General features: G+C 66.0%; 25 protein-coding genes. 17 read left to right on the top strand and 8 right to left on the bottom strand.

Going from position 1 to position 24803, the window contains the following annotated elements:
• The first annotated feature begins 55 nt into the window (after nucleotides 1-55).
• Both QX132_RS20670 and QX132_RS20675 read left to right on the top strand, forming a co-directional pair.
• Nucleotides 56-517 (top strand): DUF5330 domain-containing protein, encoded by a 462-nt coding sequence (locus tag QX132_RS20670; RefSeq protein ID WP_315785132.1) that lies wholly within the window; start codon nucleotides 56-58, stop codon nucleotides 515-517.
• A 74-nt stretch (nucleotides 518-591) separates the two neighbouring features.
• A complete protein-coding gene (locus QX132_RS20675; protein WP_315739864.1) occupies nucleotides 592-1017 on the top strand; it encodes a SufE family protein in 426 nt (141 codons plus the stop codon).
• 9 nt (nucleotides 1018-1026) lie between these two features.
• Here QX132_RS20675 and QX132_RS20680 read toward each other — a convergent pair whose 3' ends face one another.
• Together QX132_RS20680 and QX132_RS20685 are read right to left on the bottom strand one after the other, a co-directional pair.
• On the bottom strand, nucleotides 1027-1443 hold the full coding sequence (locus tag QX132_RS20680; protein ID WP_172112134.1) for a MucR family transcriptional regulator: 417 nt from the start codon (nucleotides 1441-1443) through the stop codon (nucleotides 1027-1029).
• Between the two features lie 229 nt (nucleotides 1444-1672).
• Nucleotides 1673-2605, bottom strand: a complete 933-nt coding sequence (locus QX132_RS20685) for a hypothetical protein (protein WP_316162707.1) — start codon at nucleotides 2603-2605, stop codon at nucleotides 1673-1675.
• Between the two features lie 441 nt (nucleotides 2606-3046).
• Between QX132_RS20685 and QX132_RS20690 the strand changes: the two genes are divergently transcribed.
• The 3 genes from QX132_RS20690 to QX132_RS20700 all read left to right on the top strand — a co-directional run bounded on the left by QX132_RS20690 (nucleotide 3047) and on the right by QX132_RS20700 (nucleotide 6607).
• Entirely contained in the window at nucleotides 3047-4699 is a 1653-nt protein-coding gene (locus QX132_RS20690; protein WP_315785123.1) for a glycosyltransferase family 39 protein, read from the top strand.
• 103 nt (nucleotides 4700-4802) lie between these two features.
• Nucleotides 4803-5582 (top strand): class II aldolase/adducin family protein, encoded by a 780-nt coding sequence (locus QX132_RS20695; RefSeq protein ID WP_315739868.1) that lies wholly within the window; start codon nucleotides 4803-4805, stop codon nucleotides 5580-5582.
• A gap of 32 nt (nucleotides 5583-5614) precedes the next feature.
• Nucleotides 5615-6607, top strand: a complete 993-nt coding sequence (locus QX132_RS20700; protein ID WP_316162710.1) for an NAD(P)-dependent oxidoreductase — start codon at nucleotides 5615-5617, stop codon at nucleotides 6605-6607.
• A gap of 148 nt (nucleotides 6608-6755) precedes the next feature.
• Here the strand turns inward: QX132_RS20700 and QX132_RS20705 are convergent, their stop codons facing one another.
• The 4 genes from QX132_RS20705 to QX132_RS20720 all read right to left on the bottom strand — a co-directional run bounded on the left by QX132_RS20705 (nucleotide 6756) and on the right by QX132_RS20720 (nucleotide 8771).
• Nucleotides 6756-7295, bottom strand: coding sequence for a hypothetical protein (locus tag QX132_RS20705; RefSeq protein WP_315739870.1), 540 nt, complete (start codon nucleotides 7293-7295; stop codon nucleotides 6756-6758).
• 90 nt (nucleotides 7296-7385) lie between these two features.
• Nucleotides 7386-7835, bottom strand: coding sequence for an Hsp20 family protein (locus QX132_RS20710; RefSeq protein ID WP_315739871.1), 450 nt, complete (start codon nucleotides 7833-7835; stop codon nucleotides 7386-7388).
• Nucleotides 7836-8068: 233 nt separating this feature from the next.
• Nucleotides 8069-8299, bottom strand: a complete 231-nt coding sequence (locus QX132_RS20715) for a hypothetical protein (protein ID WP_315716108.1) — start codon at nucleotides 8297-8299, stop codon at nucleotides 8069-8071.
• Nucleotides 8300-8441: 142 nt separating this feature from the next.
• Nucleotides 8442-8771 carry a co-chaperone GroES gene (locus tag QX132_RS20720; RefSeq protein WP_315798362.1) on the bottom strand — a complete coding sequence of 110 codons (330 nt, stop codon included), beginning with the start codon at nucleotides 8769-8771 and terminating at the stop codon, nucleotides 8442-8444.
• A gap of 221 nt (nucleotides 8772-8992) precedes the next feature.
• On the opposite strand from QX132_RS20720, the gene QX132_RS20725 reads away from it, so the two are divergent.
• On the top strand, nucleotides 8993-10087 hold the full coding sequence (locus tag QX132_RS20725; RefSeq protein WP_315798361.1) for a trypsin-like peptidase domain-containing protein: 1095 nt from the start codon (nucleotides 8993-8995) through the stop codon (nucleotides 10085-10087).
• A 145-nt stretch (nucleotides 10088-10232) separates the two neighbouring features.
• Entirely contained in the window at nucleotides 10233-11450 is a 1218-nt protein-coding gene (locus QX132_RS20730; RefSeq protein ID WP_315812622.1) for a GGDEF domain-containing protein, read from the top strand.
• 144 nt (nucleotides 11451-11594) lie between these two features.
• Here QX132_RS20730 and QX132_RS20735 read toward each other — a convergent pair whose 3' ends face one another.
• Entirely contained in the window at nucleotides 11595-12998 is a 1404-nt protein-coding gene (locus tag QX132_RS20735) for a M20/M25/M40 family metallo-hydrolase (RefSeq protein WP_315777546.1), read from the bottom strand.
• A 115-nt stretch (nucleotides 12999-13113) separates the two neighbouring features.
• On the bottom strand, nucleotides 13114-14724 hold the full coding sequence (locus tag QX132_RS20740; RefSeq protein ID WP_315798358.1) for a helicase HerA-like domain-containing protein: 1611 nt from the start codon (nucleotides 14722-14724) through the stop codon (nucleotides 13114-13116).
• A gap of 609 nt (nucleotides 14725-15333) precedes the next feature.
• Here QX132_RS20740 and QX132_RS20745 point away from each other — a divergent pair.
• From QX132_RS20745 to QX132_RS20790, 10 genes are all read left to right on the top strand, one after another.
• Nucleotides 15334-15741 (top strand): DUF4332 domain-containing protein, encoded by a 408-nt coding sequence (locus tag QX132_RS20745; protein ID WP_315739877.1) that lies wholly within the window; start codon nucleotides 15334-15336, stop codon nucleotides 15739-15741.
• Nucleotides 15742-15817: 76 nt separating this feature from the next.
• Nucleotides 15818-16675, top strand: coding sequence for a dihydropteroate synthase (gene folP / locus QX132_RS20750; protein ID WP_315798357.1), 858 nt, complete (start codon nucleotides 15818-15820; stop codon nucleotides 16673-16675).
• The gene (gene folB, locus QX132_RS20755; RefSeq protein ID WP_009028138.1) at nucleotides 16672-17040 is read left to right on the top strand and encodes a dihydroneopterin aldolase; all 369 of its coding nucleotides are present in this window, start codon (nucleotides 16672-16674) and stop codon (nucleotides 17038-17040) included. Before folP ends, folB begins: the two co-directional genes overlap by 4 nt.
• Before the next feature lie 5 nt (nucleotides 17041-17045).
• Nucleotides 17046-17534: a 2-amino-4-hydroxy-6-hydroxymethyldihydropteridine diphosphokinase gene (gene folK / locus QX132_RS20760; protein WP_315785244.1), complete on the top strand. Its 489-nt coding sequence runs from the start codon at nucleotides 17046-17048 to the stop codon at nucleotides 17532-17534.
• 102 nt (nucleotides 17535-17636) lie between these two features.
• Nucleotides 17637-19499: a methylmalonyl-CoA mutase subunit beta gene (locus tag QX132_RS20765; protein ID WP_316162716.1), complete on the top strand. Its 1863-nt coding sequence runs from the start codon at nucleotides 17637-17639 to the stop codon at nucleotides 19497-19499.
• Nucleotides 19500-19501: 2 nt separating this feature from the next.
• A complete protein-coding gene (locus tag QX132_RS20770) occupies nucleotides 19502-19966 on the top strand; it encodes a GFA family protein (RefSeq protein ID WP_315716096.1) in 465 nt (154 codons plus the stop codon).
• Between the two features lie 19 nt (nucleotides 19967-19985).
• Complete coding sequence (gene scpA, locus QX132_RS20775) at nucleotides 19986-22142, top strand: methylmalonyl-CoA mutase (RefSeq protein WP_316162718.1); 2157 nt, start codon at nucleotides 19986-19988, stop codon at nucleotides 22140-22142.
• 201 nt (nucleotides 22143-22343) lie between these two features.
• Nucleotides 22344-23117 (top strand): RsiV family protein, encoded by a 774-nt coding sequence (locus QX132_RS20780; RefSeq protein WP_315798354.1) that lies wholly within the window; start codon nucleotides 22344-22346, stop codon nucleotides 23115-23117.
• Between the two features lie 35 nt (nucleotides 23118-23152).
• Nucleotides 23153-24142 carry a methylmalonyl Co-A mutase-associated GTPase MeaB gene (meaB, locus tag QX132_RS20785; protein WP_316162720.1) on the top strand — a complete coding sequence of 330 codons (990 nt, stop codon included), beginning with the start codon at nucleotides 23153-23155 and terminating at the stop codon, nucleotides 24140-24142.
• Nucleotides 24139-24795, top strand: a complete 657-nt coding sequence (locus tag QX132_RS20790; protein WP_315798353.1) for a pyroglutamyl-peptidase I — start codon at nucleotides 24139-24141, stop codon at nucleotides 24793-24795. The genes meaB and QX132_RS20790 overlap by 4 nt, the downstream gene beginning before the upstream one ends.
• The last annotated feature ends 8 nt before the right edge of the window (nucleotides 24796-24803 follow it).

The raw sequence follows: 24803 nt of genomic DNA on the forward strand, positions 1-24803 counted from the left end.
ATCCCGGTTGCGCGATTTGAGCACGCGAGATCAGCAGCACGGTCGGGGTTGCGTGATGTTCTTTCTGCTTCGGATGGCATTCTGGCTCGGGCTCGTGCTGGTGCTGCTGCCGCGCGAGAAGAGCCAAGACGCCGACAAGTTGCCGCAGATCAATGCGCACGAAGCCGTGCAGGCTGCGACCGCCGCCGTCTCCGACATGAGCCAGTTCTGCAAGCGGCAGCCGCAGGCCTGCGAGGTCGGCGGCCAGGCTGCGACCGTAATCGGCCACCGCGCCCAGGAAGGCGCGCGCAAGATCTACCAGATCATCACCGACAAGGCCGATGCCGCGGAGAAGCCGGCCGGCGCCGACAAGTTCATCGGCCCGGTGAAACCGGCCAGTCTCGACAAGCGCGGCAACGATCACACCGGCTCGATCGACGCCCCCGTGGTCGAGGAGGTTCCGCCGGGCGACGCGCCGGCCGACACGCTCTCGGCCGACGATCTCGCCGCCGAATGGCAACTGCCGCCGACGCCCTGAACCGGCGGAACCGACTGTCGCTTTCGCCGTCCCGAACGCCTATATGAAGGCCGATATCGGGACCGAAGAACATCATGACGATCGACGACATCCGCGACAATTTCGCCCTGCTCGACGACTGGGACGACCGCTACCGCTACGTGATCGAGCTCGGCCGCACCTTGGCGCCGATGCCGGAGGACGAGCACTCCGCCGCGAACAAGGTGCAGGGCTGCGCCAGCCAGGTCTGGCTGTCGAAGCACGTCGATCGCAGCAGCGCCGTGCCGGTGCTGAACTATCTCGGCGACAGCGACGCCCATATCGTTCGCGGTCTGATCGCAATTCTGCTCACGCTGTATTCTGGGCGGACGCCGCAGGAGATCATGACCATCGATGCGCCCGCCGTGTTCGACGAGCTCGGGTTCCGCGAGCACCTGACGCCACAGCGCTCCAACGGCCTGCGCTCGATGGTCGAGCGCATCCGTGCCGACGCCCGCGAAGCGCTCGCCACGGCGTCCTGATCGGTTCGGCTACTTCTCCCGCTCGGGCCGCTGCTGGCCCAGGCCCATCTTCTTGGCGAGCTGCGACCGGGTGACCGCATAGTTCGGCGCCACCATCGGGTAGTCCGGCGGCAGGTTCCATTTGTCGCGGTATTGTTCCGGCGTCATGTTGTACTGCGTGCGCAGATGCCGCCGCAGGGACTTGAAGCGCTTGCCGTCCTCGAGACAGACCAGATAGTCCGGGTGGATCGATTTCTTGACCGGCACCGCCGGCCGCGCCGGCTCGGGCGCGGGCTCGCTTCGTCCCGCCGCGACCCGTGTCAACGCGGCATGCACCTGGCTGATCAGCGAGGGAATCTCCGCCGCCGGGGTCGGGTTGTTGCTGAGATAGGCCGACACGATGTCGGCCGTCAGATCGATAAAGCTCTTGCCGGCCGCTTCGGTCATCGAACCCTCATCCCGCTCCGCCCTGTGACCGTCGATCGCAAAGTATTCCTCGATCGCAAGTATCACTCGCGCCGAGTGACAGCGTTGTCTCGCGATTCTACAAGCAATATGGGCAATTAACTGGCAAAATGACAAGATAGTGAGGACTTCTTCTTGAGAAGTCTGTCACCTGCCAAGTACTGCGTACCAAATTCCAGACGCGCTCAACCTGACCGTGTGGTCTGGCCCGTCAGGAGCGGCCTTCGAGATGGGTGCGCAGCTCGTCGATCGACGCGAAGCGCATCATCCCTTCGGGCATCTGCGCCTCGATCGACCCGTCGGAATAGAGCGAATAGGCCATCCCATCCACCACGCCCGACTTGACGATGCTGACGGCCGGCGCGTCCAGGTCCTTCGGCTCGGGCGGCGGCGGGGTTGGCTCGGGCTCGACGAAGGCCGGTGCGGCCCGCGCCAAGCGTCGCGGGAAGGGCGGGCGCAGAGGTTCCGGCGTCCGCGTCCGCTCCGGTCGCGACCAGCCATTGTCGAACGACGAATCCGATTCGGTTGCGGCGGGCCCGTCCAGCGGCACGGGCGGCGGGTCGCTGAGGGGCGGAGACCGGAAATCCGTCGGCGGCGGCTCGGCGCCGCGCTTCTCGGCGCGCTCCCGCTCGCGGCGCGACGAAGACGCAAACAGCAGGTTGCGCTTGGGCCGCTCGGCGGGTTCGGCCGGCGGCTCATCCGAGGCCGGCTTCGACTCGCGCAGCGAGGCCGACAAGGGAGACGAGGACAGTGGCGACGACGACACCCCCGAGGACAAGGGAGACGACAGGTCCGGCATGCGGGGACGCGGACGTGGCGAGCCGCCCTCGCGCCAGACGTCCTCCGTCGGCGGCACCGGGGCGGTCTCGAAGTCGGTCTTGCCGGCGGCGAGCGGGAGCTGAAGAGGCCTGGGTTCGGACTCAGCCTCAGCGCCCGGACGCGACCGCAGCCGACTCGAGATCATCTTCAGCTCGCTCAGGACGGCCGACAGTCCGAACAGGATCAGCCCACTGCAGACGCCAAGGGTCCCCGACAGGATCAGCGTGTTACCGACGCTGAACTCCTTGACTGGAATTCCCCAGGCGATCGCCCCGAGCCCGGCCAACACGGCGAGGGCCCCGGCGGCCAACATTGCACTCATCATCGAACTCATCCCCTAATGCGCCGGTTCCGGACGGTGTCCCGACCGAAATCACATTAGATAGTTGCGGTTGCCCGCGTCCTTGAATCCGGTTTCTAGTCCAAATCCGCGACAATTTGCAGCGGAAGTTCGGCCAATCCTGCTGAAGTTCTCGTCCGCCGTGCAGCCATCGTCATGATGCCGCCACAATATACATCGGCCAACCCTCGGCATTCATTGAGGTTCCTCCCGGGTTCTTCCGGCCCCCGTGGTTCAGCGGGCGTTCATTTGACTGTGCCAATATGGCGCTCAGCAGCCGAAATTCGGGTCCCCGCTGCGCTGCGAGAAGCATGCCTTCCCATAATTCCGACACCTCGGAAGCCGGGACGCGCTATACGGAGGCGGGGAACACAGGCCTGAAACGCGGAAGCGGGGTCGCCAGGGGACGCCGGGTTACACTCAGCCATGACAACGATAACCACTTCGGTCCTCGAGACGCCGACGCGGCGGTCCCTTGAGCGGACGTATGACGATCTTGCCATGTTCGCGCTTGCCGCGGTCGCGGTGGTGGCCGGGCTCACATTCCGGGATTACGGCCTCGGCTGGGATGATTACACCCATGCCGAATATGCCGATCTGTTGCTGCGCATGTACGGTTCCGGTTTCAGGGATCAGGCGGCGCTGTCGTTCGCCAACCTTTATATGTACGGCGGCGGCTTCGACATGGTTGCAGCCCTGCTGCACAAGATCCTGCCGCTGGAGCTGTTCGAGACCCGCCGGCTGGTCGGCGCCATCGTCGGGCTGATCGGCCTTGCCGTGACCTGGCGCCTGGCGCGCCGCATCGGCGGCCCGGTGGCCGGCCTTGCCGCCCTGCTGCTGCTGGCGCTCTGCCCGATCTTCTACGGCCACATGTTCATGAACCCGAAGGATGCGCCCTTCGCGGTGGCGATGGTGGTGCTGCTGATGGGCCTGGTCCGCCTCGCCGATGAGTATCCCTACCCCTCGCCGCGCACCATCCTGATCCTGGGCCTGGGGGCCGGCTTTGCGATCGGCTCGCGCATCCTGGGCGGCATGGCTGTCGTCTATGCGATGGTCGGCTTCCTGCCGCTGTTCATGGAGGAATACCGCACGCAAGGGCCGCGCGAGGCGATCCGCCGCTTCGCCCACGTGCTCTATGTGCTGATCCCCGGCCTGATCCTGGGCTACCTGATCATGGGACTGATCTGGCCCTGGTCGATCATCGAGCCGGCCAACCCGTTCCGGGCCCTGACCTACTTCTCACACTTCTTCGAGAAGCCGTGGAAGGAGATGTTCGACGGTGCGCTGGTCTCAGTGCCGGACATGCCTTGGTCGTACCTGCCGACGCTGTTCGCGCTGCAGCTGCCTGAATTGATGATTGCGCTGTTCGTCGCCGGCGTCGTGGCCTCCATCATGTCGCTGTCGCGGCCCGACGTGCCGGCACGCCAGAAGAGCATCCTGTTGATGCTGACGCTGGCGGCGACGCTGCCGATCCTGATCGCGATCGTCAAACGCCCGGCGCTCTACAACGGCATCCGCCACTTCGTGTTCGTGATCCCGCCGATGGCGCTGCTCGGCGGCATCGCCTTCTCGTGGTTGCTGTCGTGGCTCAACGCCGACGAGCGCCGCAGCTGGCAGCCGGTGGCGATCGCCGCCTTCTGCTTCGGCCTGCTGCTGCCGCTGGCCGAGATGATCCGGCTGCATCCCTATCAGTACACCCACTTCAACTTCATCGCCGGCACCGTGCGCGAGGCCGACACCCGCTTCATGCTCGACTATTGGGGGCTGGCGTTGAAGCAGGCCTCCGACGGGCTGAAGGAGCAGCTCGACGAGCGCCAGGAGGTGCCGCCGATCGGGCACAAATGGAAGGTCGCGGTGTGCGGCCCGCAGCGTCCCGCCCAGGTCGCGCTCGGCCCCGATTTCACCATCGGCTGGGACAGCCATGCGGCCGACTTCGCCATGACGCTCGGCGAGTTCTACTGCAAGGGACTGACTGCCCCCGTCATGGTCGAGATCAAGCGCGACGACGTCGTGTTCGCCCGGGTCTACGACATCCGCGGCCGCAGCATTTCCAGCCTGCTGTCGATCCCGGCGCCCTGAGCGGCCTCCTCAGCCAAACGACATGACTGCTGCCCTGCCCTGCGCCTTGCCGCACGGCGGCGTGCCGCCTAGGCTCCGGTCAACCTGGAAATCGGAGAATGCCATGTCGCCAGCCGAAGCGCGCCTCAAGGAAGTGCCGTCGAACATGACCGAGGCCGAATGGTCGCAGCGGGTCAATCTCGCCGCCGCCTACCGCCTGGTGGCGCTGTTCGGCTGGGACGACCTGGTGGACACTCACATCTCGGCCCGCGTGCCCGGCCCCGAGCATCACTTCCTGATCAACCCCTACGGCCTGCTGTTCGAGGAGATCACCGCCTCCAGCCTGATCAAGGTCGACCTCTACGGCAACCAGCTGTCCGAGAGCGAGTACAGCATCAATCCCGCCGGCTTCACCATCCATTCCGCGATCCACGAGGTGCGCGAGGATGCCGGCTGCGTCATCCATCTGCACACGCTGGACGGCGTCGCGGTGTCGAGCTGCGCCGACGGCCTGCTGCCGCTGAACCAGATCGCGCAATACGTCACCCACGACCTCGCCTACCACGACTACGAGGGCGTGGCGCTGGACCATGACGAGCGGCCGCGGCTGCAGCGCGACCTCGGCACCAGGAACCACATGCTGCTGCGCAATCACGGCACGCTGACGGTCGGTCGCTCGGTGGCCTCCGCCTTCGAGCGGATGTATCACCTGGAGCGCGCCTGCTCGATCCAGGTGCGCACGCGCACGCTGGGACCCTCGGCCTATCCGGTGCGCGACGAGGTCATCGACAAGAACGCGAAGCTGTTCGACAATGAGGATCGCGTCGAGCTGCGCTCCACTCAGCTGGTCTGGCCGCCACTGCTGCGCAAGCTCGACCGGGTCAACCCCGGCTACCGGACCTGACGACCGGGCCTGACGGTCGCAGGACGGGCCGCATGACGATCCTGGTGACGGGCAGCTCCGGCCATCTTGGCGAAGCGCTGATGCGGACCTTGCGGGCGCAGGGCCGCGCCGCGCTCGGCGTCGATTGCCGTCCCGGCGCTTTCACGCAGCGCGTGGGCTCGATCACCGACCGCGGCTTCGTCCGCGCCGCCATGGCGGGCATGACGGCGGTGCTGCATGCCGCGACCCTGCACAAGCCGCATGTGGCAACCCACAGCCGGCAGGACTTCATCGATGTCAATGTCACGGGCACGCTGAACCTGCTCGAAGAGGCGGCAGCTGCGAAGGTCGAAGGCTTCGTCTACACCAGCACGACGAGCGTCTTCGGCGACGCGCTGGTGCCGCCGCCGGGGCAGCCGGCCGCCTGGATCACCGAGCAGGTCACGCCGGTGCCGAAGAACATCTACGGCGTCACCAAGGCCGCCGCCGAGGACCTCTGTCAGCTGTTCGCGCGCAATGACGGCCTGCCCGTCACCGTCCTGCGCGTCTCGCGCTTCTTCCCCGAGCAGGACGACGATCCGGCAACGCGTGCGCGGCGCGCTGACGCCAATATCAAGCTGAACGAGTTCCTGGCGCGCCGGGTCGACATCGAGGACGCGGTCGAGGCGCATCTTTGTGCGCTGGCGCGCATGCCCGCGGGATTTGCAGAGTACATCATCAGCGCGACGACGCCGTTCACGCCCGCCGATGCCGCCGAGTTGCGCAGCCGCGCACCGGACGTGCTCCGCCGCATCATCCCGGAGCACGCCGCGATCTATGCCCGGCACGGCTGGACCATGTTCGAGGGCCTCGACCGCGTCTATGTCAACGACAAGGCCCGCCATGAGCTCGGCTGGCGGCCGCGTCATGATTTCCGCGCCGTACTGGCCCGGATCGCAAGCGGCGGCAACATCGCCAGTCCGCTGGCGCAGGTGATCGGCAGCAAGGGCTACCATGACGGCGACGGGACGACGCGTGAGATTGAGGAGCACGCGGTTCCGAAATGAGGTGCCGTCGGCTGTCATGGACAGCGCCGACCGAGGGTGCTACATTTCCGACATCACCCTCTACGCTGTCTGGAATGAAACGCCGCCCAATTCCGGGCGGCGTTTTCGTTATGCGCGGGCTGTTCTCATCCGCGCCGGTCGATCGGGATCAGCAGCGTCCGGCGCGGGCGAAGCCGCGCCGCTCCGGCAGGGGATGCAACTGCTGCAGCTCCTCGGCCAGCCGACGCTCGACAAAGCGGCGCTCATGGTCGGCAAGCCGGGTGGCCAACAGCTTGCGATAGCGCCGCACATTGGCTTCGCGGGAGAACCGCACGCGGGCGGCCGGCCGCATCCGGACGTCTGATCCGGACGCAACGTCCGTTGCCGAGCCATCCGCTTCGACGTCGACGCGCGGAACGATGCGCATGGCGGCCCCGCCGCGCGGGCGCGGTGGCTGATCCTCGCGGTCGAGCTGACGCAGCGCACCGAGCACGTCGGCCAGATGCAGCGGCCTGGAGATGCCGGGAATCTTGCGCAGGCCAGGCTGCGACTCGACGGCATACATGTCCGACGCCCAGGACGACAGGATCAGCCGCTTCTCGGCCAGTGACAGCTTGCGGTCATTCAACAGGTCTGCCGGCGACTCGTAGTGTGAGACCGGATGGAATCCGGCACTGCCGGCGGTGATCGAAAAACGGTGCTCGCTCATGGCGTCTCTCCTCTTCCACTCCTTTCACAAGAGACAGTTGATGCAAGGGCGCGGGCGACATTCCGCCCGCGCCGCAGCTCGAACAAGGCGTCAAGCCGCCTTCTGCTGCGCGATCTGCTCGACCGGTGCCGTGCCGATGGCAATGCGGCGGGGCTTCATCGCCTCGGGGATCTCGCGTACCAGCTCGATCCGCAGCAGGCCGTTGTCGAACGCCGCGTTCGTCACCTGCACGTAGTCGGCGAGATTGAACTGCCGCTTGAAGGGACGCGACGAGATGCCCTGATAGAGATATTCGCGGGTCTCCTTGTCGGCCTTGCGCCCTTCCACCGTGAGCACGTTGTGCTCGGCGGTGATGGACAGCTCGTCCGGGGCGAAGCCTGCCAGCGCCAGCGAAATCTGGTAGCGGTCGTCGCCGAGCCGCTCGATGTTGTACGGGGGATAGTTGTCCTCGACCGCGCGCTGGGTCTCGTCGAGCAGGTCGAACAGACGGTCGAAGCCGATGGTCGAACGCCACAGCGGAGAGAAGTCGTAGGTCCTCATAGCCAAGTCCTCCTAAGAGCAAGATGGATACGAAGGAGCGCCGAGCCGATGCAAACTTCAAAGTCCCAGAAACTTCTGAGTATCAGACGACCGGTCAGCGCCCAGATATCGACCGGGCCCTTACGGCACCCGGCGCCGCCGAAGCGGCAGCAGACGACTTAGAACAGCCGACATCCGTTTCAAGAGGAAAAATCGAATTTTTTGTCGCAGCCTCTATCGCAGCGCAACACCCGTCAGGCGGCCACGGCGGACAGCCGTTGCAGCCGCATCGTCGCCTCCCGGAGCACGCTGACCAGCCGGTCGCGCTCGCGCTGGTCGATGTCGCCACGCGACAACACGGCCTGGCAGTGTGCCACCACGCGCTGCTCGCTCTCGATCAGGAACCGCGTCAAACGTCTAGGATCACCCATGCTCATGACGGAGGTCGGGTTAGGCGGCGGATGATCGTATTGCCAGGCTGGCATGATCGGGCCTGCGAGCTCGCGCTGCGCTGCTGATGAGACCGGGCGGCGCGACAGCGCTCAACCACACCTCCCGTCGACCGTCGGTCCGTTTACAGCCGGCTCATGAACGCAATTGTGGCCGGTTCTGGACGAACTGCGATCGTCAACCTGATTGATAGCTGCGCGTTGTGGCCGATCCACGACCGGCCGCGGCAGCGATGAGTTGTTTGTAGATATTTCTTTCGCGCAGCCGGGGCCGGGCTGCGACCAGTCCGCTCGGATTCGTGCGATCAGAAGTCCTTCGATGGCGCGGCTTGACGTCGAGGGCGACCTGCTGCCCCTGCTCATTCCGCGCACCTGGACCCGCGGCGACGATCTCGCCCTCCTGCGGCTTCTCCTTGGCGTTGTCGGGAATGATGATGCCGCCCTTGGTCTTCTCCTCGGCATCGATACGGCGCACGAGCACGCGGTCGTGCAATGGACGGAAATGCATGCACATCCTCCTTTACAGATCAGCGATGTCATAAGCCTCGGGTCCATCCGGCCCCCGGGCGAGCAACGACCTAGGAAAGCCGAACTTTTCGTTCAAGAGGGTCACACAAATTTTTTGGCACTCTCGGGGAACGATTGCCAGCGCGGCTCTTGAACCGGGCCGGCTGCTTTCCCAGCTCTGTCGTCGCCAAAAGAACCTGATCGCGCTTGTTGGGGATCACGATGCAGCTTCCGCCTTCTCTTCGGGCCGTCCTGGCGCCTGCCATCCTGTTTTGCCTGATGACCGGGCCCACCCTGGCCCAAATTCCCGATCTCAAGCTCGGCCGGGTGCCGACGCTCGCGCCGCTGGTGAAGGAGGTGACGCCGGCCGTCGTCAACATCTCGGTCGAAGGCAAGGTCCGCCAGGACAACCCACTCTACCAGGACCCGCTGTTCCGCGAGTTCTTCGATGTCCCCAAGCAGGTCGAGAAGCAGATCAGCGCCACCGGCTCGGGCGTCATCGTCGATGCGCAGCGCGGCTACGTCATGACCGCCAATCACGTCGTCGAGCACGTCACGACAGCGCAGATCCGCACCAAGGACGGCCGTAAATTCGCCGCCCGCCTGGTCGGGCGCGATCCTGCCACCGATATCGCGCTGCTGCAGATCAGGGACCCCATCGACCTCAAGACCATCTCGCTTGGCGACAGTGACGCGCTCGAGGTCGGCGACTTCGTGATCGCCGTCGGCAACCCGTTCGGCCTTGGCCAGACTGTCACCTCGGGTCTCGTGAGTGCGCTCGGGCGAACCGGCCTCGGCAAGCAGGGCTACGAGGATTTCATCCAGACCGACGCGGCGATCAATCCCGGAAATTCCGGCGGCGCGCTGATCAATCTGCGCGGCGAGCTGGTCGGCATCAACACGGCGATCATCTCGCCGGGCGGCGGCAATGTCGGCATCGGTTTCGCCGTGCCCATCAACATGGCGCGGCGGGTGATGGAGCAACTGGTCGCCAACGGGCGCGTCGACCGCGGGCGTATCGGCGTGACCCTGCTCGACCTGGACGCGCCGGCCGATGGCCGGATTCAGGGCGCGCGCGTCGCCGACGTGACCGTGGGCTCGCCGGCCGAACGCGCGGGACTGCGCAAGGGCGACATCATCGTGAAAGCGAACGACATGCCGGTGCGCAGCGCCACGCAGGTTCGCAACCTGATCGGCCTCACACCGGTCGGGCAGCGCGTCCGTCTCGTGTTCGAGCGCGACCGCGCGCTCGGCAACGCGACGGTGGAGGTCGCGCCAGTCACCGAAGAACGTGCGCGCGCGAGAACCTCGGGCTGAGAATTCAACTTCTGTTCGCTGTTAGCTGCGCATACCACGTGGAGTAAATTTTTACCGTGCATCAAGCATGCAGCGAGACGCCGATACCTCTCTAAACGCCTGTTAAGTGCCATCGCGCTTATTGCAACCCCGCGGAGGTATTGAAATGCGGGGTGATGGTTTGGCGTTCAGTTTGCCACGCTGGCGCGTGACGCGCTGGCTGGCCGACCCGGGATATCCGGTGTCATCAGATATCCGACTCGCATTGACGGGTGAGCTGTACGGCTGCTGGTCGGTTTTCGCCGGCGGCGCCATCAACACCGTGGCGGTCGCCGCGGCGCTTGCGCTGCGCACGCCGACCGCCCTCTTCATCACATGGTTCGTGATGGAAGTCGTAATCTGCCTGTCGCGGCTGATCGTGATGATCATTGCCTACCGCCGCGCGCGCGAGCGGCTAACGACGCCGACCGACATCCACATCCTGCTGTCGGTGGCCTGGAGCGCCAGCGTCGGCTTCGGCGTCGGCATCAGCCTGGCGTCGGGCGACTGGGTCGCCGCGTCACTCACCTGCATCTCGTCGGCCGCCATGGTGGGCGGCATCTGCTTTCGCAATTTCAGCGCGCCGCGCCTCGTCGGCACCATGATCCTGTTCAGCATCGGCCCGGTGATCCCGGGCGTCGCGACGTCGCATGAGCCGCTGTTGTTCGCGATGTATCTGCAGATGCCGGTCTACTTCCTCGCCATGACCGGCGCGGCGTTCCGGCTCAACAAGATGCTGGTGGCGGTCATGCAGTCCAAACGCGAGAGCGACGAGCGGGCGCGGCGCGATCCGCTCACGGGCCTGTCCAACCGCGCCGGCCTGATCGACGCGCTGCAGAGCAGGCTCACGGACAAGGCCGGCGGCGATCGGAGCTTCGCCGTCCTGTATCTCGATCTCGATGGCTTCAAGCCGGTCAACGACACCTTCGGTCACGCCGCAGGCGACGAGCTGCTGAAGATCGTCGCCAATACGCTGCGGCGGACCGCCTCTCCTGACGACGTCATCGCCCGGATCGGCGGCGACGAATTCGTGGTGCTCGCCGGCGATCCGACGATCGACCACGCACTGGCGCTCGGCGAGCGGATCATCGAGGTGATGGCCGCCCCGATGGTCATGCCGGGCGGTGCGCATGTCCAGATCGGCATCAGTATCGGCATCGCCGTCGCGCCCGAGCACGGCACTGATCCGGAAGCCCTGCTGTTCGCGGCGGACGCCGCGTTGTATGAAGCGAAATCGAGCGGGAAATCCTGCTGGCGATTGGCCTCGGCCGAAGCCAACCTCGCAGCGCTGCGCAAAATCGCCGGCGGCGATCTCGCTGCGAAGTCGGTCGCCAGCGCAGCGTGAGTTCAGCCTCGTGCAAACAATCTGCGCCGTCGCAGTCGTAGCCCGGATGAGCGAAGCGACATCCGGGATCTCACGCGCTGCCGCGTCGCCCCCGCATGTCGCTTCGCTCATCCGGGCTACGGACTCATGCGAAGGCCAGCGGATCTAGCGCGGCATCTCCGCGAGCGCAGCGAGGATGCGGGCCCAGGAGCGGATGCCCTTGTGGTAGCTCTTGAGGTCGTACTTCTCATTCGGCGAATGGATGTTGTCGTCGTCGAGACCGAAGCCGACCAGCAGTGAATCGAGACCGAGCGTCTTCTTGAAGTCGGTCACGATCGGGATCGAGGCGCCCGAGCCCATCAGGATGGTCTCCTTGCCCCACTCCTCGGTCAGCGCCTGCTTGGCAGCCGCCAGCGGCTTCATGGTCCAGTCGAGCGCGATCGCGGCACCTGCCGAATGATCGCCGAACTCGACCGAGCAGTCGCCGGGGATGCGCGCCGACACGTAGTCGCGAAACGCCTTGCGGATCTTCAGCGGGTCCTGGCCCTCGACGAGCCGGAACGAGACCTTCGCATGGGCCAGCGACGGGATCACGGTCTTGGAGCCCTCACCGATATAGCCGCCCCAGATGCCGTTGATGTCACAGGTCGGCCGCGACGAGATCTGCTCGATCAGCAGACGATCCTTCTCGCCTGCGGGGATCGACAATCCGATCGGCTTGAGGAAACTTTCGGGAGTGAGGTTCAGCTTCTTCCACTGCTCCAGAACCTCCGGCGGAACGTCCTTCACGCCGTCATAGAAGCCGGGAATGGTGATGCGGCCGTCGGCGTCGAACAGGCCGCCGAGAATCTCGGTCAGCACCCGGATCGGATTGCGCGCGCCGCCGCCGAACACGCCCGAATGCAGGTCGCGGTTGGCGGCCTTGATCTTCACCTCTTCATAGAGCAGGCCACGCAGTGAGGTCGTGATCGCCGGCGTGTTCGGGTCCCACATGCCGGTGTCGCAGACCAGCGCGAAGTCGGCCTTGAACTCGTCCTTGTTGGCTTCGAGGAACGGCACGAAGTTCTTCGAGCCGACCTCCTCCTCGCCTTCGATCACCACGGTGACGTCGAGCGGCAGCGCGCCCGTCACCTTCTTCCAGGCGCGGCAGGCCTCGACGAAGGTCATCAGTTGGCCCTTGTCGTCCTCGGCGCCGCGCGCGACGATGATCTTGCGGCCGTCGGCGTGATCGGCGACGACAGGCTCGAACGGCGGCCGGTGCCACAATTCGAGCGGATCGACCGGCTGCACGTCGTAATGACCATAGAACAGGACATGCGGCCTGGCGGCGCCATGGCTGTTGCTCTTGCCGACCACGGCGGGATGACCGGCGGTCGGCCGCACCTCGGTCGCAAAGCCGAGCGTCGCAAGATCCTTGGCGAGGTGGTCGGCCGCTGCCTTGCAATCCTCAGCGAAGGCCGGATCGGCCGAGATCGACTTGATGCGGATCAGCGCAAACAGCCGTTCCAGGCTGTTGTCGAAATCAGCATCGATGTGATCGAGAACGGATTGAAGCTGCGCATTGGCCATGGCCACGAGACCCCTTTAGCAATTGACGACGATCGGCCCGCTTGTAGCTCCGTTGCGCGGTCCGGGCCAGCCTCCCGCGGCGAGAGCATCGCGCCGAAGGAGAGCACTGCCTGGATCATCGCCGCAGCAATCCCCCAAGCGCGCCGCGCACCAAAGAGCGGCCGATCGAACCGCCCAAGGAGCCGCCGACCTGCTTGCCGAGATCGGCCGCAATCCCGCCCACCACCTTGTCGGAGACCGAGCGGGCGACGTTGCGCGCAATCACCTGTGTCGTCGAGAGCTGGCCGCGCTTGACGTTGGTGCCGAAGATCGTCGCGGCGATGTCGCCGATCTTGCCGAGCACGCTGCCGGACGAGGCTTCCGTCGTCACGGCGGTTCCGCTGATCCGCTTCTGCAGCAGCTCATAGGCGGACTCGGCGTCGATCGCGGTATCGTATTTGCCCTTGACCGGGCTCGCAGCGATGACCGCCTTGCGCTCCTCCGGGGTCACCGACCCGATCCGCGCCGACGGCGGCCGGATCAGGACGCGCTCCACCATCGCCGGCGTGCCGTTGCCCTCCAGGAACGAAACCAGCGCCTCGCCCTTGCCGAGCTCGGTGATCACCTTGGCGGTGTCCAGCTTGGGATTGGGGCGGAAGGTGTCGGCGGCGGCGGCCACCGCCTTCTGATCGCGCGGAGTGAAGGCGCGCAGCGCGTGCTGCACGCGATTGCCCAATTGCCCGAGCACCCGGTCCGGAACATCGAGCGGATTCTGCGTGACGAAATAGACACCGACACCCTTCGACCGGATCAGCCGCACCACCTGCTCGATCTTGTCCATCAGCGCCTTCGGCGCATCGTTGAACAAGAGGTGCGCCTCGTCGAAGAAGAAGACCAGCTTGGGCTTGGCGAGATCGCCGACCTCCGGCAGCTCCTCGAACAGCTCGGACAGCATCCACAGCAGGAACGTCGCGTAGAGTCGCGGGCTCTCCAGCAGCCTGTCGGCAACGAGGATGTTGATCATGCCGCGGCCGTCGCGGTCGGTCTTCATGAAGTCGGTGAGCATCAGCGCCGGCTCGCCGAAGAACTTCGTGCCGCCCTGGTTCTCGAGCACGAGCAACTGCCGCTGGATCGTGCCGACGGTGGCGCGCGTGACGTTGCCGAACGATTGCGCAGCCTTCCGGATCGGCGCCAGCGGATCGGCGTCGGCATCAGCGCCTTTCTTGCCGGCCTCCGGAATGATGGCATCGAGCAGCGCGCGCAGATCCTTCATGTCGATCAGGGCGAGGCCGTTCTCGTCGGCCACGCGGAACGCGACGTTGAGCACGCCCTCCTGGACATCGTTGAGGTCGAGCATCCGCGCGAGCAGCAGCGGCCCCATCTCGGTGACGGTGGCGCGCACCGGATGGCCCTGCTCGCCGAACACATCCCAAAATACCGTCGAGAACTGATCGGGCTGATAGGTGAGCCCGAGTTCGGTCGCGCGCTTGATGATGAAGTCCTTCGCTTCGCCGGTTTGCGAGATGCCCGAAAGGTCACCCTTGATGTCGGAGGCGAAGACCGGAACACCTGCACGAGCAAAACCTTCGGCCATCACCTGCAGCGAGACGGTCTTGCCGGTGCCGGTTGCGCCGGTGACCAGGCCGTGGCGATTGGCGAGCGCAAGCGTCAACCAGGCCGGCTGCTCACCGGCTCCCACGAAGATCTTGTCGTCGGTATCAGCCAGGGATTTTCCGGATGGTGCCATGATGATCCATCTTTCGAGAGTGATTGTTTCGCATCGCACGTGGAGCGGAGCATCTCGTGCAGTAACATAGTTGAGTTTCGCGAATGGGAACTAGGGTCAGGCTGCCTTACCTCTTCGCACGACACGCACTCTTCTTAACATTGGTGCTGCGGGATACGCAGGTTTGAGCCGTGGATTCAACATCTGGTCTTGCATCGCTGCAACAGTTCATCGTCGATCACGAATCGATTCGCGCACCGGGCCGGCTCCTCGCTTGTAATTCACGGATCGTCCGATCAAGATGAATTCAGCGAGAGGACGTTCGGTCTTGGGGGACCGGATGATACGGGGTTCACATGAACGAGTTGATTGAGCCGCTGGCCAGAACGGCCGGCATCGGTAGAGTCGTGGCTGAAATCATCGGCACCGAGCCCGACCTCCTCAGCGACAATGGACGGCAACGACGGGAGCAGCAGCGATCCGCCGGTGAACTTTTCAAATTCGGCCGCGACCAAACCGAAGCGGATCAGTTGGCACGATCGCGACAGGCACACCCGGCCTGAGCCGGTTGCCCAAAGCCCAACCGCCTGGGCCAGATCACCTGAAGCACCTTCGCGCGCGCCGAGCATCATGACATATCCGATCACCGAACTCGAAGGCATGACGGCCTTCTATGCTGCCAAGCTGAAAGCTTTGGGCATCCGCACCACCGACGCATTTCTCGAAGCCGCCCGGACCGTGAAAGGGCGCAAGGCGCTTGCCGCCACGACCGGCATCAGCGAGCAGCAACTGCTCGATTGGGCAAATTCCGCCGACTACATGCGCATTCCCGGCATGGGCAAGGCCAAGGTCTGCCTCGTCCGCGCGGCCGGCGTGCCCACCGTGCGCGAGCTGGCGCACCGCAACCCCGCCCGCCTGGCGCAGAACATCAAGGAAGTGAACACCCGGCGGAAGCTGGTTCGCATCCTGCCGTCGGAGAAGTCGGTCGGCCAGCTCATCGAAAAGGCGCGCCGGCTGGAGCCGAAGATCAGCTATTGACCAGCCTCTAGATTGACCGCGCTTGTGCGCGCGCGACACCTTGACTTGACGGTGGCAACCGCGCAAAGCGGCGCCCATGAGCGCCATTTCGCCGCACTCCGCCTCGGACCTCACGTCGAGCCACCCGCTGCTGCGGCCGTGGCTGGTGCGTCCATTCCCGGCGGTGATGGGCATCCTGAACGTCACGCCGGATTCGTTCTCGGATGGCGGCCGTTTCGATGCACCGGAGCGGGCAATCGCGCAGGCCGAGCGCATGATCGCGGCCGGCGCCGACATCATCGACATCGGTGCCGAGTCCACCCGGCCCTACAAGGGCGCGGTGCCGGTCACGGCCGAGGAGGAACTGGCGCGCCTGCAGCCGATCCTGCCCGCGATCGTCGCACTCGGCGTCCCCGTGTCGATCGACAGCATGAAATCTCAAGTTGTAGACTACGCGCTGAACCATGGTGCTGCGATCGCCAACGATGTGTGGGGTCTGCAGCGCGATCCCGCGATGGCCGCGGTCGTCGCGGCGCATGGCGCGCCGGTCGTGGTGATGCACAACCGCGCTGCCGTCGATCCGGAGATCGACATCATCGAAGACATGCTGGGCTTCTTCGCGCGCTCGCTCGACATCGCCGCCAAGGCCGGCATCCCCATTGGTAACATCGTGCTCGATCCCGGCATCGGCTTCGGCAAGACGGCGCAGCAGAGCATGACCGCACTGGCGCGGCTCGACGCATTCGCGCGCTTCGGGCTGCCGCTGCTGGTCGGCGCGTCGCGAAAACGTTTCATCAGCACCGTGGTGGCGTCGGAGCCGCAGGAGCGGCTCGGCGGCTCGATCGCGGCGCATCTGATTGCGGCTCGGCGCGGTGCTGCAATCATCCGGGCGCATGACGTCGCCGAGACGGTTCAGGCCGTGCGCGTGGCCGCGGCAATCGAGGCACTGGGATGACCGATACGATCTTCATCAAGGGCGTTCTCATCCACGCGCGTCATGGCGTGATGGAGCATGAGAGCGAGGTCGGCCAGCGCTTCGTCATCGACCTCGAGCTCTACACCGATCTGTCCGACTCCTCGCGCAGCGACCGCCTCGCCGACACCGTGTCCTATTCCGACGTGGTGGAGACCGCGACGGCGGCGTTCAAAGATGTCAACTACCGCCTGCTCGAACGCGCGGCCGGCGCGGTGGCCGATGCGATCCTGTCGACCTTCGCCCGCATTCGCGCCGTCAAGGTGACGGTGCATAAGCCGCATGCGCCGATCGCCGCCATCTTCGAGGATGTCGGCGTCGTGCTGACGCGCTCGCGGCATCCATGACGGCAATGGCGAGCGCGCTGATTGCTCTCGGCGGCAATGTCGGCGACGTCAGGGCGACGTTCCGGCGCGCCATTCCGGAGATCTGTGCGCGCGCCTCGGCGGCGCTTGTCGCGCGGTCGTCCGACTACATCACTCCGCCATGGGGCGAGGAGCAGCAGCCGCCTTTCATCAATGCCTGCATCGAGATCGCGACCGCGATGCCCCCACGGCCGCTGCTCGGCATTCTGCACCAGGTCGAGCGCATGTTCGGCCGCAATCGCGCGCAGGAGACGCGGTGGGGTCCGCGGACGCTGGACCTCGATCTGATCGCCTATGACGATTTCGCGATCGACACGCCCGATCTCACGCTGCCACACCCCCGGCTGTTCGAACGCGGCTTCGTACTGGTGCCGCTGGCCGAGATCGTGCCGGCGCGACGGATTGCCGGCCGCCGCGTCGATGAGGCCCTGCGCGCCGTTTCGCGCGACGGAATCCGGCCGCTGCCAGCCGAATAGCTGACGTCTCCGGCCAAACAACCGTTTGGCTTGGCCCCCCTGACGTGGCATTTTGCGCCACAACAATCGCGATAACAGACGCCCCGGGAGACGCGTGCCGACATGACGACCGAGACCGACGATCTGCGACTGGCTGCCGATTTTGCTCCGGCCAGCGAAGCGGACTGGCGCAAGCTGGTCGATGGCGTGCTGAAGGGCGCGGCTTTCGAGAAGCTGGTCGGCAAGACCTATGACGGGCTCCAGATCCAGCCGATCTATCCGCGCGCCAAGCATGCCGCGCCGGTCGCAGGCCGCTCAGCATCGGCGCCATGGCAGATCATGCAGCGCGTCGATCATCCCGATCCGGCCAAGGCCAATGCGCAGGCGCTGATCGACCTCGAGAACGGCGCGACCGGCTTGTCGCTGGTGTTCGCCGGCTCGAATGCCGCACACGGCTTCGGCCTCGCCGCCAGCGCCGACGCAGTGGCGCGCGCGCTCGACGGCGTGCATCTCGATGCTGCGATTGCAATCGAATTGCAACTCGGTGAATCGGTCTCGCCCGCCTCGCTTCTCGCCGACTACGTCAAGCAGCGTGGCGTCGAGGCCGCTGCCTGCGACATCCGATTCGGCCTCGATCCGATCGGGGATGCTGCCAGTCGCGGCGCAAGCTCACATGACGCATCGATGCTCGGCGGCAACTCGGGCGCGCTGGTCAAGCAACTGCACGAGGCCGGCTTCAAAGGCCCGTTCTTCGCCGCGGACGGCCGGGTCGTGCACGACGCCGGCGGATCGGAGGCGCAGGAGCTCGCTTTCGTGCTCGCCTCTGGTGTCGCCTATCTGCGGGCGCTCGAAGCCGAAGGCATCGCACTCGAGACCGCGCGCGGCATGATCTATGGCCGGCTCGCCGCCGACACCGATCAGTTTCTCACGCTGGCAAAATTCCGCAGCCTGCGGCGGCTGTGGGCGCGCATCGAGGAAGCGTGCGGGCTGGCACCGAAGCCGCTCTTCATCTCGGGCGAGACAGCGTGGCGCATGCTCACCCGGCGCGACCCTTACGTGAACATGCTGCGCGCAACCATTGCGACGTTCGCGGCCGGACTCGGCGGCGCCAACGCCGTGACGGTGCTGCCGCACACGGCCGCACTCGGCCTGCCCGACGCGTTCGCGCGCCGTGTCGCCCGCAACACGCAATTGGTGCTGCTGGAGGAGAGCAATCTCGCCCGCGTCGCCGATCCCGCCGCCGGCGCCGGCGGCATCGAGGCGCTGACGAGCGAGTTGTGCGTTACCGCCTGGGCACTGTTCCAGGAGATCGAAAAGGCCGGTGGCGTCGTGGCTGCCCTGCGAGCTGGGCTGATCCAGTCCAAGGTCGCCGCGGTGAAGGCGGCGCGGAATGCCAACATCGCCAGGCGTCGCGACGTGCTGACCGGCGCCAGCGAGTTTCCAAATCTCAACGAGGCCGAGGTCGCGGTCGAAGCGGTTGCACCGTTGGCTCCGCAGGCGACAGCCAAGGCTGCGCTCACCTTCACGGCGCTCGCGCCCATCCGTCTCGCAGACGGGTTCGAGAAGCTGCGTGATCGCTCCGACGCCCTGTTGAAGAGCAAGGGACAGCGCCCCTCGATCTTCCTCGCCAATCTCGGCACCGCCGCCGATTTCACCGCACGCGCGACTTTCGCCCGCAGCTTCTTCGAGGCCGGCGGCATCGCGGCGATCGATGGCGCGGGCGCTTCGGATCCGGCCGCGCTGGCTGCCGCCTTCCGCGCCTCCGGCGCCGCCATTGCCTGCCTCTGCTCGTCCGACAAGGTCTATGCCGACGCCGCGGTTCCGGCGGCCAAGGCCCTTCAGGCCGCGGGCGCGCGACATATCTATCTGGCAGGCCGCGGCAGCGAGCAGGAGGCCGCGCTGCGCGAGGCCGGAATCGGCAGCTTCGTGTCCGCCGGCGGCGACGCGCTGAAGACGCTCGAAGACGCCTATACGCATCTGGAGTGAGCATGACCGACGACACCAAGCCTCTCCTGACCGGCGGCTGCCAATGCGGTGCCGTCCGCTTCGCGTTCAAGACCACGCCGAACAAGGTCAGCATCTGTCATTGCCGGATGTGCCAGAAAGCCTCCGGCGCGCCGTTCGCCTCGTTCGCTGAGATCGACCGCGAGCACTTCGCCTGGACGCGCGGTCAGCCGGCCGCGTTCCGTTCATCCACGATCGCCGAGCGCTTCTTCTGTCCCGCCTGCGGCACGCCGCTCGGCTTCGGGCGTATTGATGGGCCGCGGATCGAGATCATGACCGGCAGCTTCGACCGGCCGGACCGGGTGGTGCCGACGCGACAATATGGCTCGGAGTCGCGACTTGGCTGGGTGGTCGCGATCGCCAATCTGCCGAGCCAGACGACACAACAGAACTATGGACCGGAGAAGATGGCGACCATCGTCAGCCATCAGCATCCGGACCATGATTGAGAGACGAGGACGCCAGGCCATGAGCCGCATTCCCGATTTCACCGCGATCGCGTTCGAGCCCACGGCCACGCCGGCTCCCGCAGGCCACGCCGAGCCGTGGCTCACGCCGGAAGGCATTCCGGTGAAGCCGGCCTATGGCGAGGCCGATCTCGCCGGCATCGACTTCCTCGACACCTGGCCGGGCATCGCGCCGTTTATGCGCGGTCCCTACCCGACCATGTATGTCAACCAGCCCTGGACGGTCCGGCAATATGCCGGCTTCTCCACGGCGGAGGATTCCAACGCGTTCTACCGCCGCAACCTCGCCGCGGGACAGAAGGGCCTGTCGGTCGCGTTCGATCTCGCCACCCATCGCGGCTATGATTCCGATCATCCGCGCGTCGGCGGCGATGTCGGCATGGCCGGCGTCGCGATCGACTCGATCTACGACATGCGAACCTTGTTCGCCGGCATTCCGCTCGACCAGATGAGCGTGTCGATGACCATGAACGGCGCGGTGCTGCCGATCCTCGCTTTGTTCGTGGTCGCCGCCGAGGAGCAAGGCGTGCCGCCGGAGAAATTGTCGGGCACCATTCAGAACGACATTCTGAAAGAGTTCATGGTGCGCAACACCTACATCTATCCGCCGTCGCCCTCGATGCGGATCATCTCCGACATCTTCGCCTTCACCTCGCAGAAGATGCCGAAGTTCAATTCGATCTCGATCTCCGGCTACCACATGCAGGAGGCCGGCGCGACGCAGGATCTCGAGCTCGCCTACACGCTCGCCGACGGCGTCGAATATCTGCGCGCCGGCATCGCCGCGGGTCTCGACGTCGACCGCTTCGCACCACGGCTGTCGTTCTTCTGGGCGATCGGCATGAACTTCTTCATGGAGGTCGCCAAGCTGCGCGCCGCGCGGCTGTTGTGGGCGAAGCTGCTGAAGCCGTTCAACCCGAAGGATCCGCGCTCGCTGTCCCTGCGCACCCACAGCCAGACCTCGGGTTGGTCGCTGACCGCGCAAGACGTCTACAACAACGTCGTGCGCACCGCCGTCGAGGCGATGGCGGCGACCCAGGGCCATACGCAGTCGTTGCACACCAACGCGCTCGACGAAGCGCTCGCGCTGCCGACCGACTTCTCCGCCCGCATCGCCCGCAACACGCAATTGTTCCTGCAGCAGGAGAGCGGCACCACGCGCATCATCGATCCCTGGGGCGGCTCGTACTACGTCGAGCGCCTCACCCGCGATCTCGCCGCAAAGGCCTGGGGCCACATCCAGGAGATCGAGGAGCTTGGCGGCATGGCCAAGGCGATCGAGGCCGGCGTGCCGAAGCTGCGCATCGAGGAGGCCTCGGCCAAGACGCAGGCCCGCATCGACACCGGCCGCCAGTCGGTGATCGGCGTCAACAAGTACAAGCCCACGGATGAGCCGCCGCTCGACGTGCTCAAGGTCGACAATTCCACCGTCCGCCGGCTGCAGATCGACAAGCTCAGCCGGCTGAAATCCGAGCGCAAGCAGGCCGAGGTCGATGCGGCGCTGTCGGCGCTCACGCGCTCGGCCGGCGACGGCAACGGCAACCTGCTGGCGCTCGCGATCGACGCGGCGCGCGCCAAGGCCACCGTCGGCGAGATTTCCGACGCGATGGAAAAGGTGTTCGGCCGCCACCGCGCCGAGATCAAGTCCATCACCGGCGTCTACAAGCGGGAGATCGCCGCCATGTCCGGCAAAGCCGAGAAGCTGCAGGCGCTGATCGAGGCGTTCGAGGAGGCCGAGGGCCGCCGGCCACGCATCCTGGTCGCCAAGATCGGACAGGACGGCCACGACCGCGGCCAGAAGGTGATCGCGTCGGCCTTCGCCGACATCGGCTTCGACGTCGACATCGGGCCGCTGTTCGCCACCGCCGACGAGGCGGCGCGGCAGGCGGTCGAGAACGACGTGCACATTCTCGGCGTCTCGTCGCTGGCGGCCGCGCATCTCACCGCAGTGCCGGAGCTGAAGGCCGCGCTCAAGAAGCAGGGCCGCGAGGACATCATGATCATCGTCGGCGGCGTCGTGCCGCCGCAGGATTACGATGCGCTCTACAAGGCCGGCGCCGAGGCGATCTTCCCGCCGGGCACCGTCATCGCCGACGCCGCCGAGGAGCTGATCCACAAGCTCAATGCGCGGCTGGGCCACAGCGAGGCGGCGGAGTAGTCCGACTGCGTCACACCCCACCGTCATTCCGGGGCAAGGCCAAAGGCCTTGAACCCGGAATCTCGACATTGTCTTGCGTCCATTCCTGGGAGCGTCGAGCTATTGACGCGCTGTAATCGATCGCCGCGCGTTCGATCTGGGCACGATCGAACCTTTGCGGTACGTGCGCGCACAGACCACTAAACCCGGATCACAAGTCTCATGTATTCTACCAAACTGCTTGTCGCCGCCCTGTTCGGCCTGCTCACCCTCTCGCCGGCGATCGCCGCCGAAGCCAAGCCCGATGCGTCGATCAAGACCAAGGCCGCCGAGGCCAGCGTCACGCTGAGTGCCGACATCAAGGCCGATCCGGCGCTCGCCGCGAATTGCCTCGCCGAAGGCCGCAAGTGGATGGACAAGCAGGCCGCGGACGCCGCCAAGGACTACAAGGCGGACAAGGAACTGTTCCGCGACGGCCCTTACACCTATGGCCGCGACTATTCGGTGCGTTCGATCGTCGCCGATCGCTATGTCAGCGTGCTGCGCAACGACTACATGGACACGCATGGCGCCCATCCCAACCGGACGGTCGACACCATCCTCTGGGACAAGGCCGCCGCCAAGCGCATCTCGATCCGCCCGTTCTTCAACGAGACCGCCGACAACGGTCCGACCATGACCGCGATCAGCAAGGCGATCATCGCCTCGCTGCGGGCAGAGAAGAAGGCGCGCGACGCCGGCGACACTGACGAGTGGTGGCTGAAGAGCGTCGAGCCGAAGCTGCTCGGCATTGGCGCCGTCACGCTCGCGCCCTCGACGCTGGCCGGCAAGAGCTCGGGCCTCACCTTCCACTATCCGCCCTACGCCGTAGGTTCCTATGCCGAGGGCGACTATGTCGCCTTGGTGCCCTGGGAAACGCTGAAGCCCTATCTCAGCACGGAGGGGCAGGCGATCTTCGGCGGCGCGAGGCCGAAGGGGGATGCGGAGGAGAACTAGCTGGCCGGGCCGCGCGCATCCGCTATAACGGGCGCATGTCCTCTCGTTCTCCTTCGCCAAATACCACGGCCTTGGCCGACGATATCAGCGCCGGCAGCCGCGCGGCGCTGGCGCGTGCGATCACCTTGGTCGAGAGCCGGCGCACCGACCATCAGGCTGCCGCGCGGGAGCTGGTGCAGGCGCTGCTGCCGCAGACGGGGCATGCGATCCGGGTCGGCATCACCGGCTCGCCGGGGGTCGGCAAGTCGACGACGATCGATGCGCTCGGCATGTATCTGATCGAACAGGGCCAGAAGGTCGCGGTGCTCGCGGTCGATCCCTCCTCCGCGCGGACCGGCGGCTCCATCCTGGGCGACAAGACGCGGATGGCGCGGCTGTCGCATCACGAGCACGCCTTCATCCGCCCCTCGCCATCGTCGGGCACGCTCGGCGGCGTCGCCGCCAAGACGCGCGAGGCGATGCTGCTGTGTGAGGCCGCAGGCTTCGACGTGATCCTGGTCGAGACGGTCGGCATCGGCCAATCCGAGACCGCGGTCTGCGACATGACCGATTTCTTCCTCGCGCTGATGCTGCCCGGCGGCGGCGACGAGCTGCAGGGCATCAAGAAGGGCCTGATTGAGCTCGCCGACATGATCGCGATCAACAAGGCCGATGGCGACAACGTCAAGCGCGCCAACATCACCGCCGCCGACTATCGCGGCGCATTGCATCTGCTCAGCCCCCGCTCCGAGCACTGGCATCCGCCGGTCGTGACCTATTCGGCGATGGCCGGGACGGGCATTGCCGAGCTGTGGCAGAAGGTGCTCGACCATCGCAAGGCGATGATCGCCTCCGGAGAATTCGCCGCCCGTCGCCGCGACCAGCAGGTGAAATGGATGTGGACCATGCTGGAGCAGCGCCTGATGGCGCGGCTGCGCACCGATCCGTCCGTCCGCGCGAAAGTGAAGAAGCTGGAGACCGACGTCGCCGAGGGCCGCGTCGCGCCGGCGCTCGCCGCCGAGCAGCTCGCGGAGATGCTGACATGAGCGAGCGGCCGCGCATCCTGATCACCGGATTCGGCCCGTTTCCCGGCGCGCCGTCCAATCCGACCATGCCGCTGGTGAAGCGGCTGTCGGAGCTGCGGCGGCCGGCGCTGGATGACGTCGCCATCAGCAGCCACATTTTTCACGTGACCTATGCGACCGTGGATCGCGAGCTGCCCGCCCTGATCGCCGAGCGGCGCCCGCATGCGCTCCTGATGTTCGGCCTCGCCGGGCGAACATCATACCTGCGCATCGAGACCCGCGCGCGCAATGCGATCACCACGACCTTCCCCGATGCCGATCGCCACGTCGCGCGCAAGGGCGTGATCGCGCCGGGCGCACATCCGGCGACGTTCGGTCCGCACATGGCGCGGCTGCTGCGCGCGGCGCGCGCCACCGGCATCGATGCCCGGGCCTCGCGCGATGCCGGCAGCTATCTCTGCAACTATCTGAGCTGGCGCGCGATCGAGGCGACCAAGGCCGCCGAAGGGCCGCGGGTCGCCGCCTTCATCCACATTCCTCCCTTGCCGCGTGCCGGCTCGGCGTTGCCGCACGGCAGTTCGCGCATCACGCTGGAGGGGCTGGTCGATGCCGGCGAAGCCATGCTGATGGAGCTGGTCAAGCTCGTGCGACAGGCGACCTGTCGCACGAGCTGACGTCGATA

This window comes from Bradyrhizobium sp. SZCCHNRI20481, assembly GCF_032485055.1.
Classification (GTDB): Bacteria; Pseudomonadota; Alphaproteobacteria; order Rhizobiales; family Xanthobacteraceae; genus Bradyrhizobium.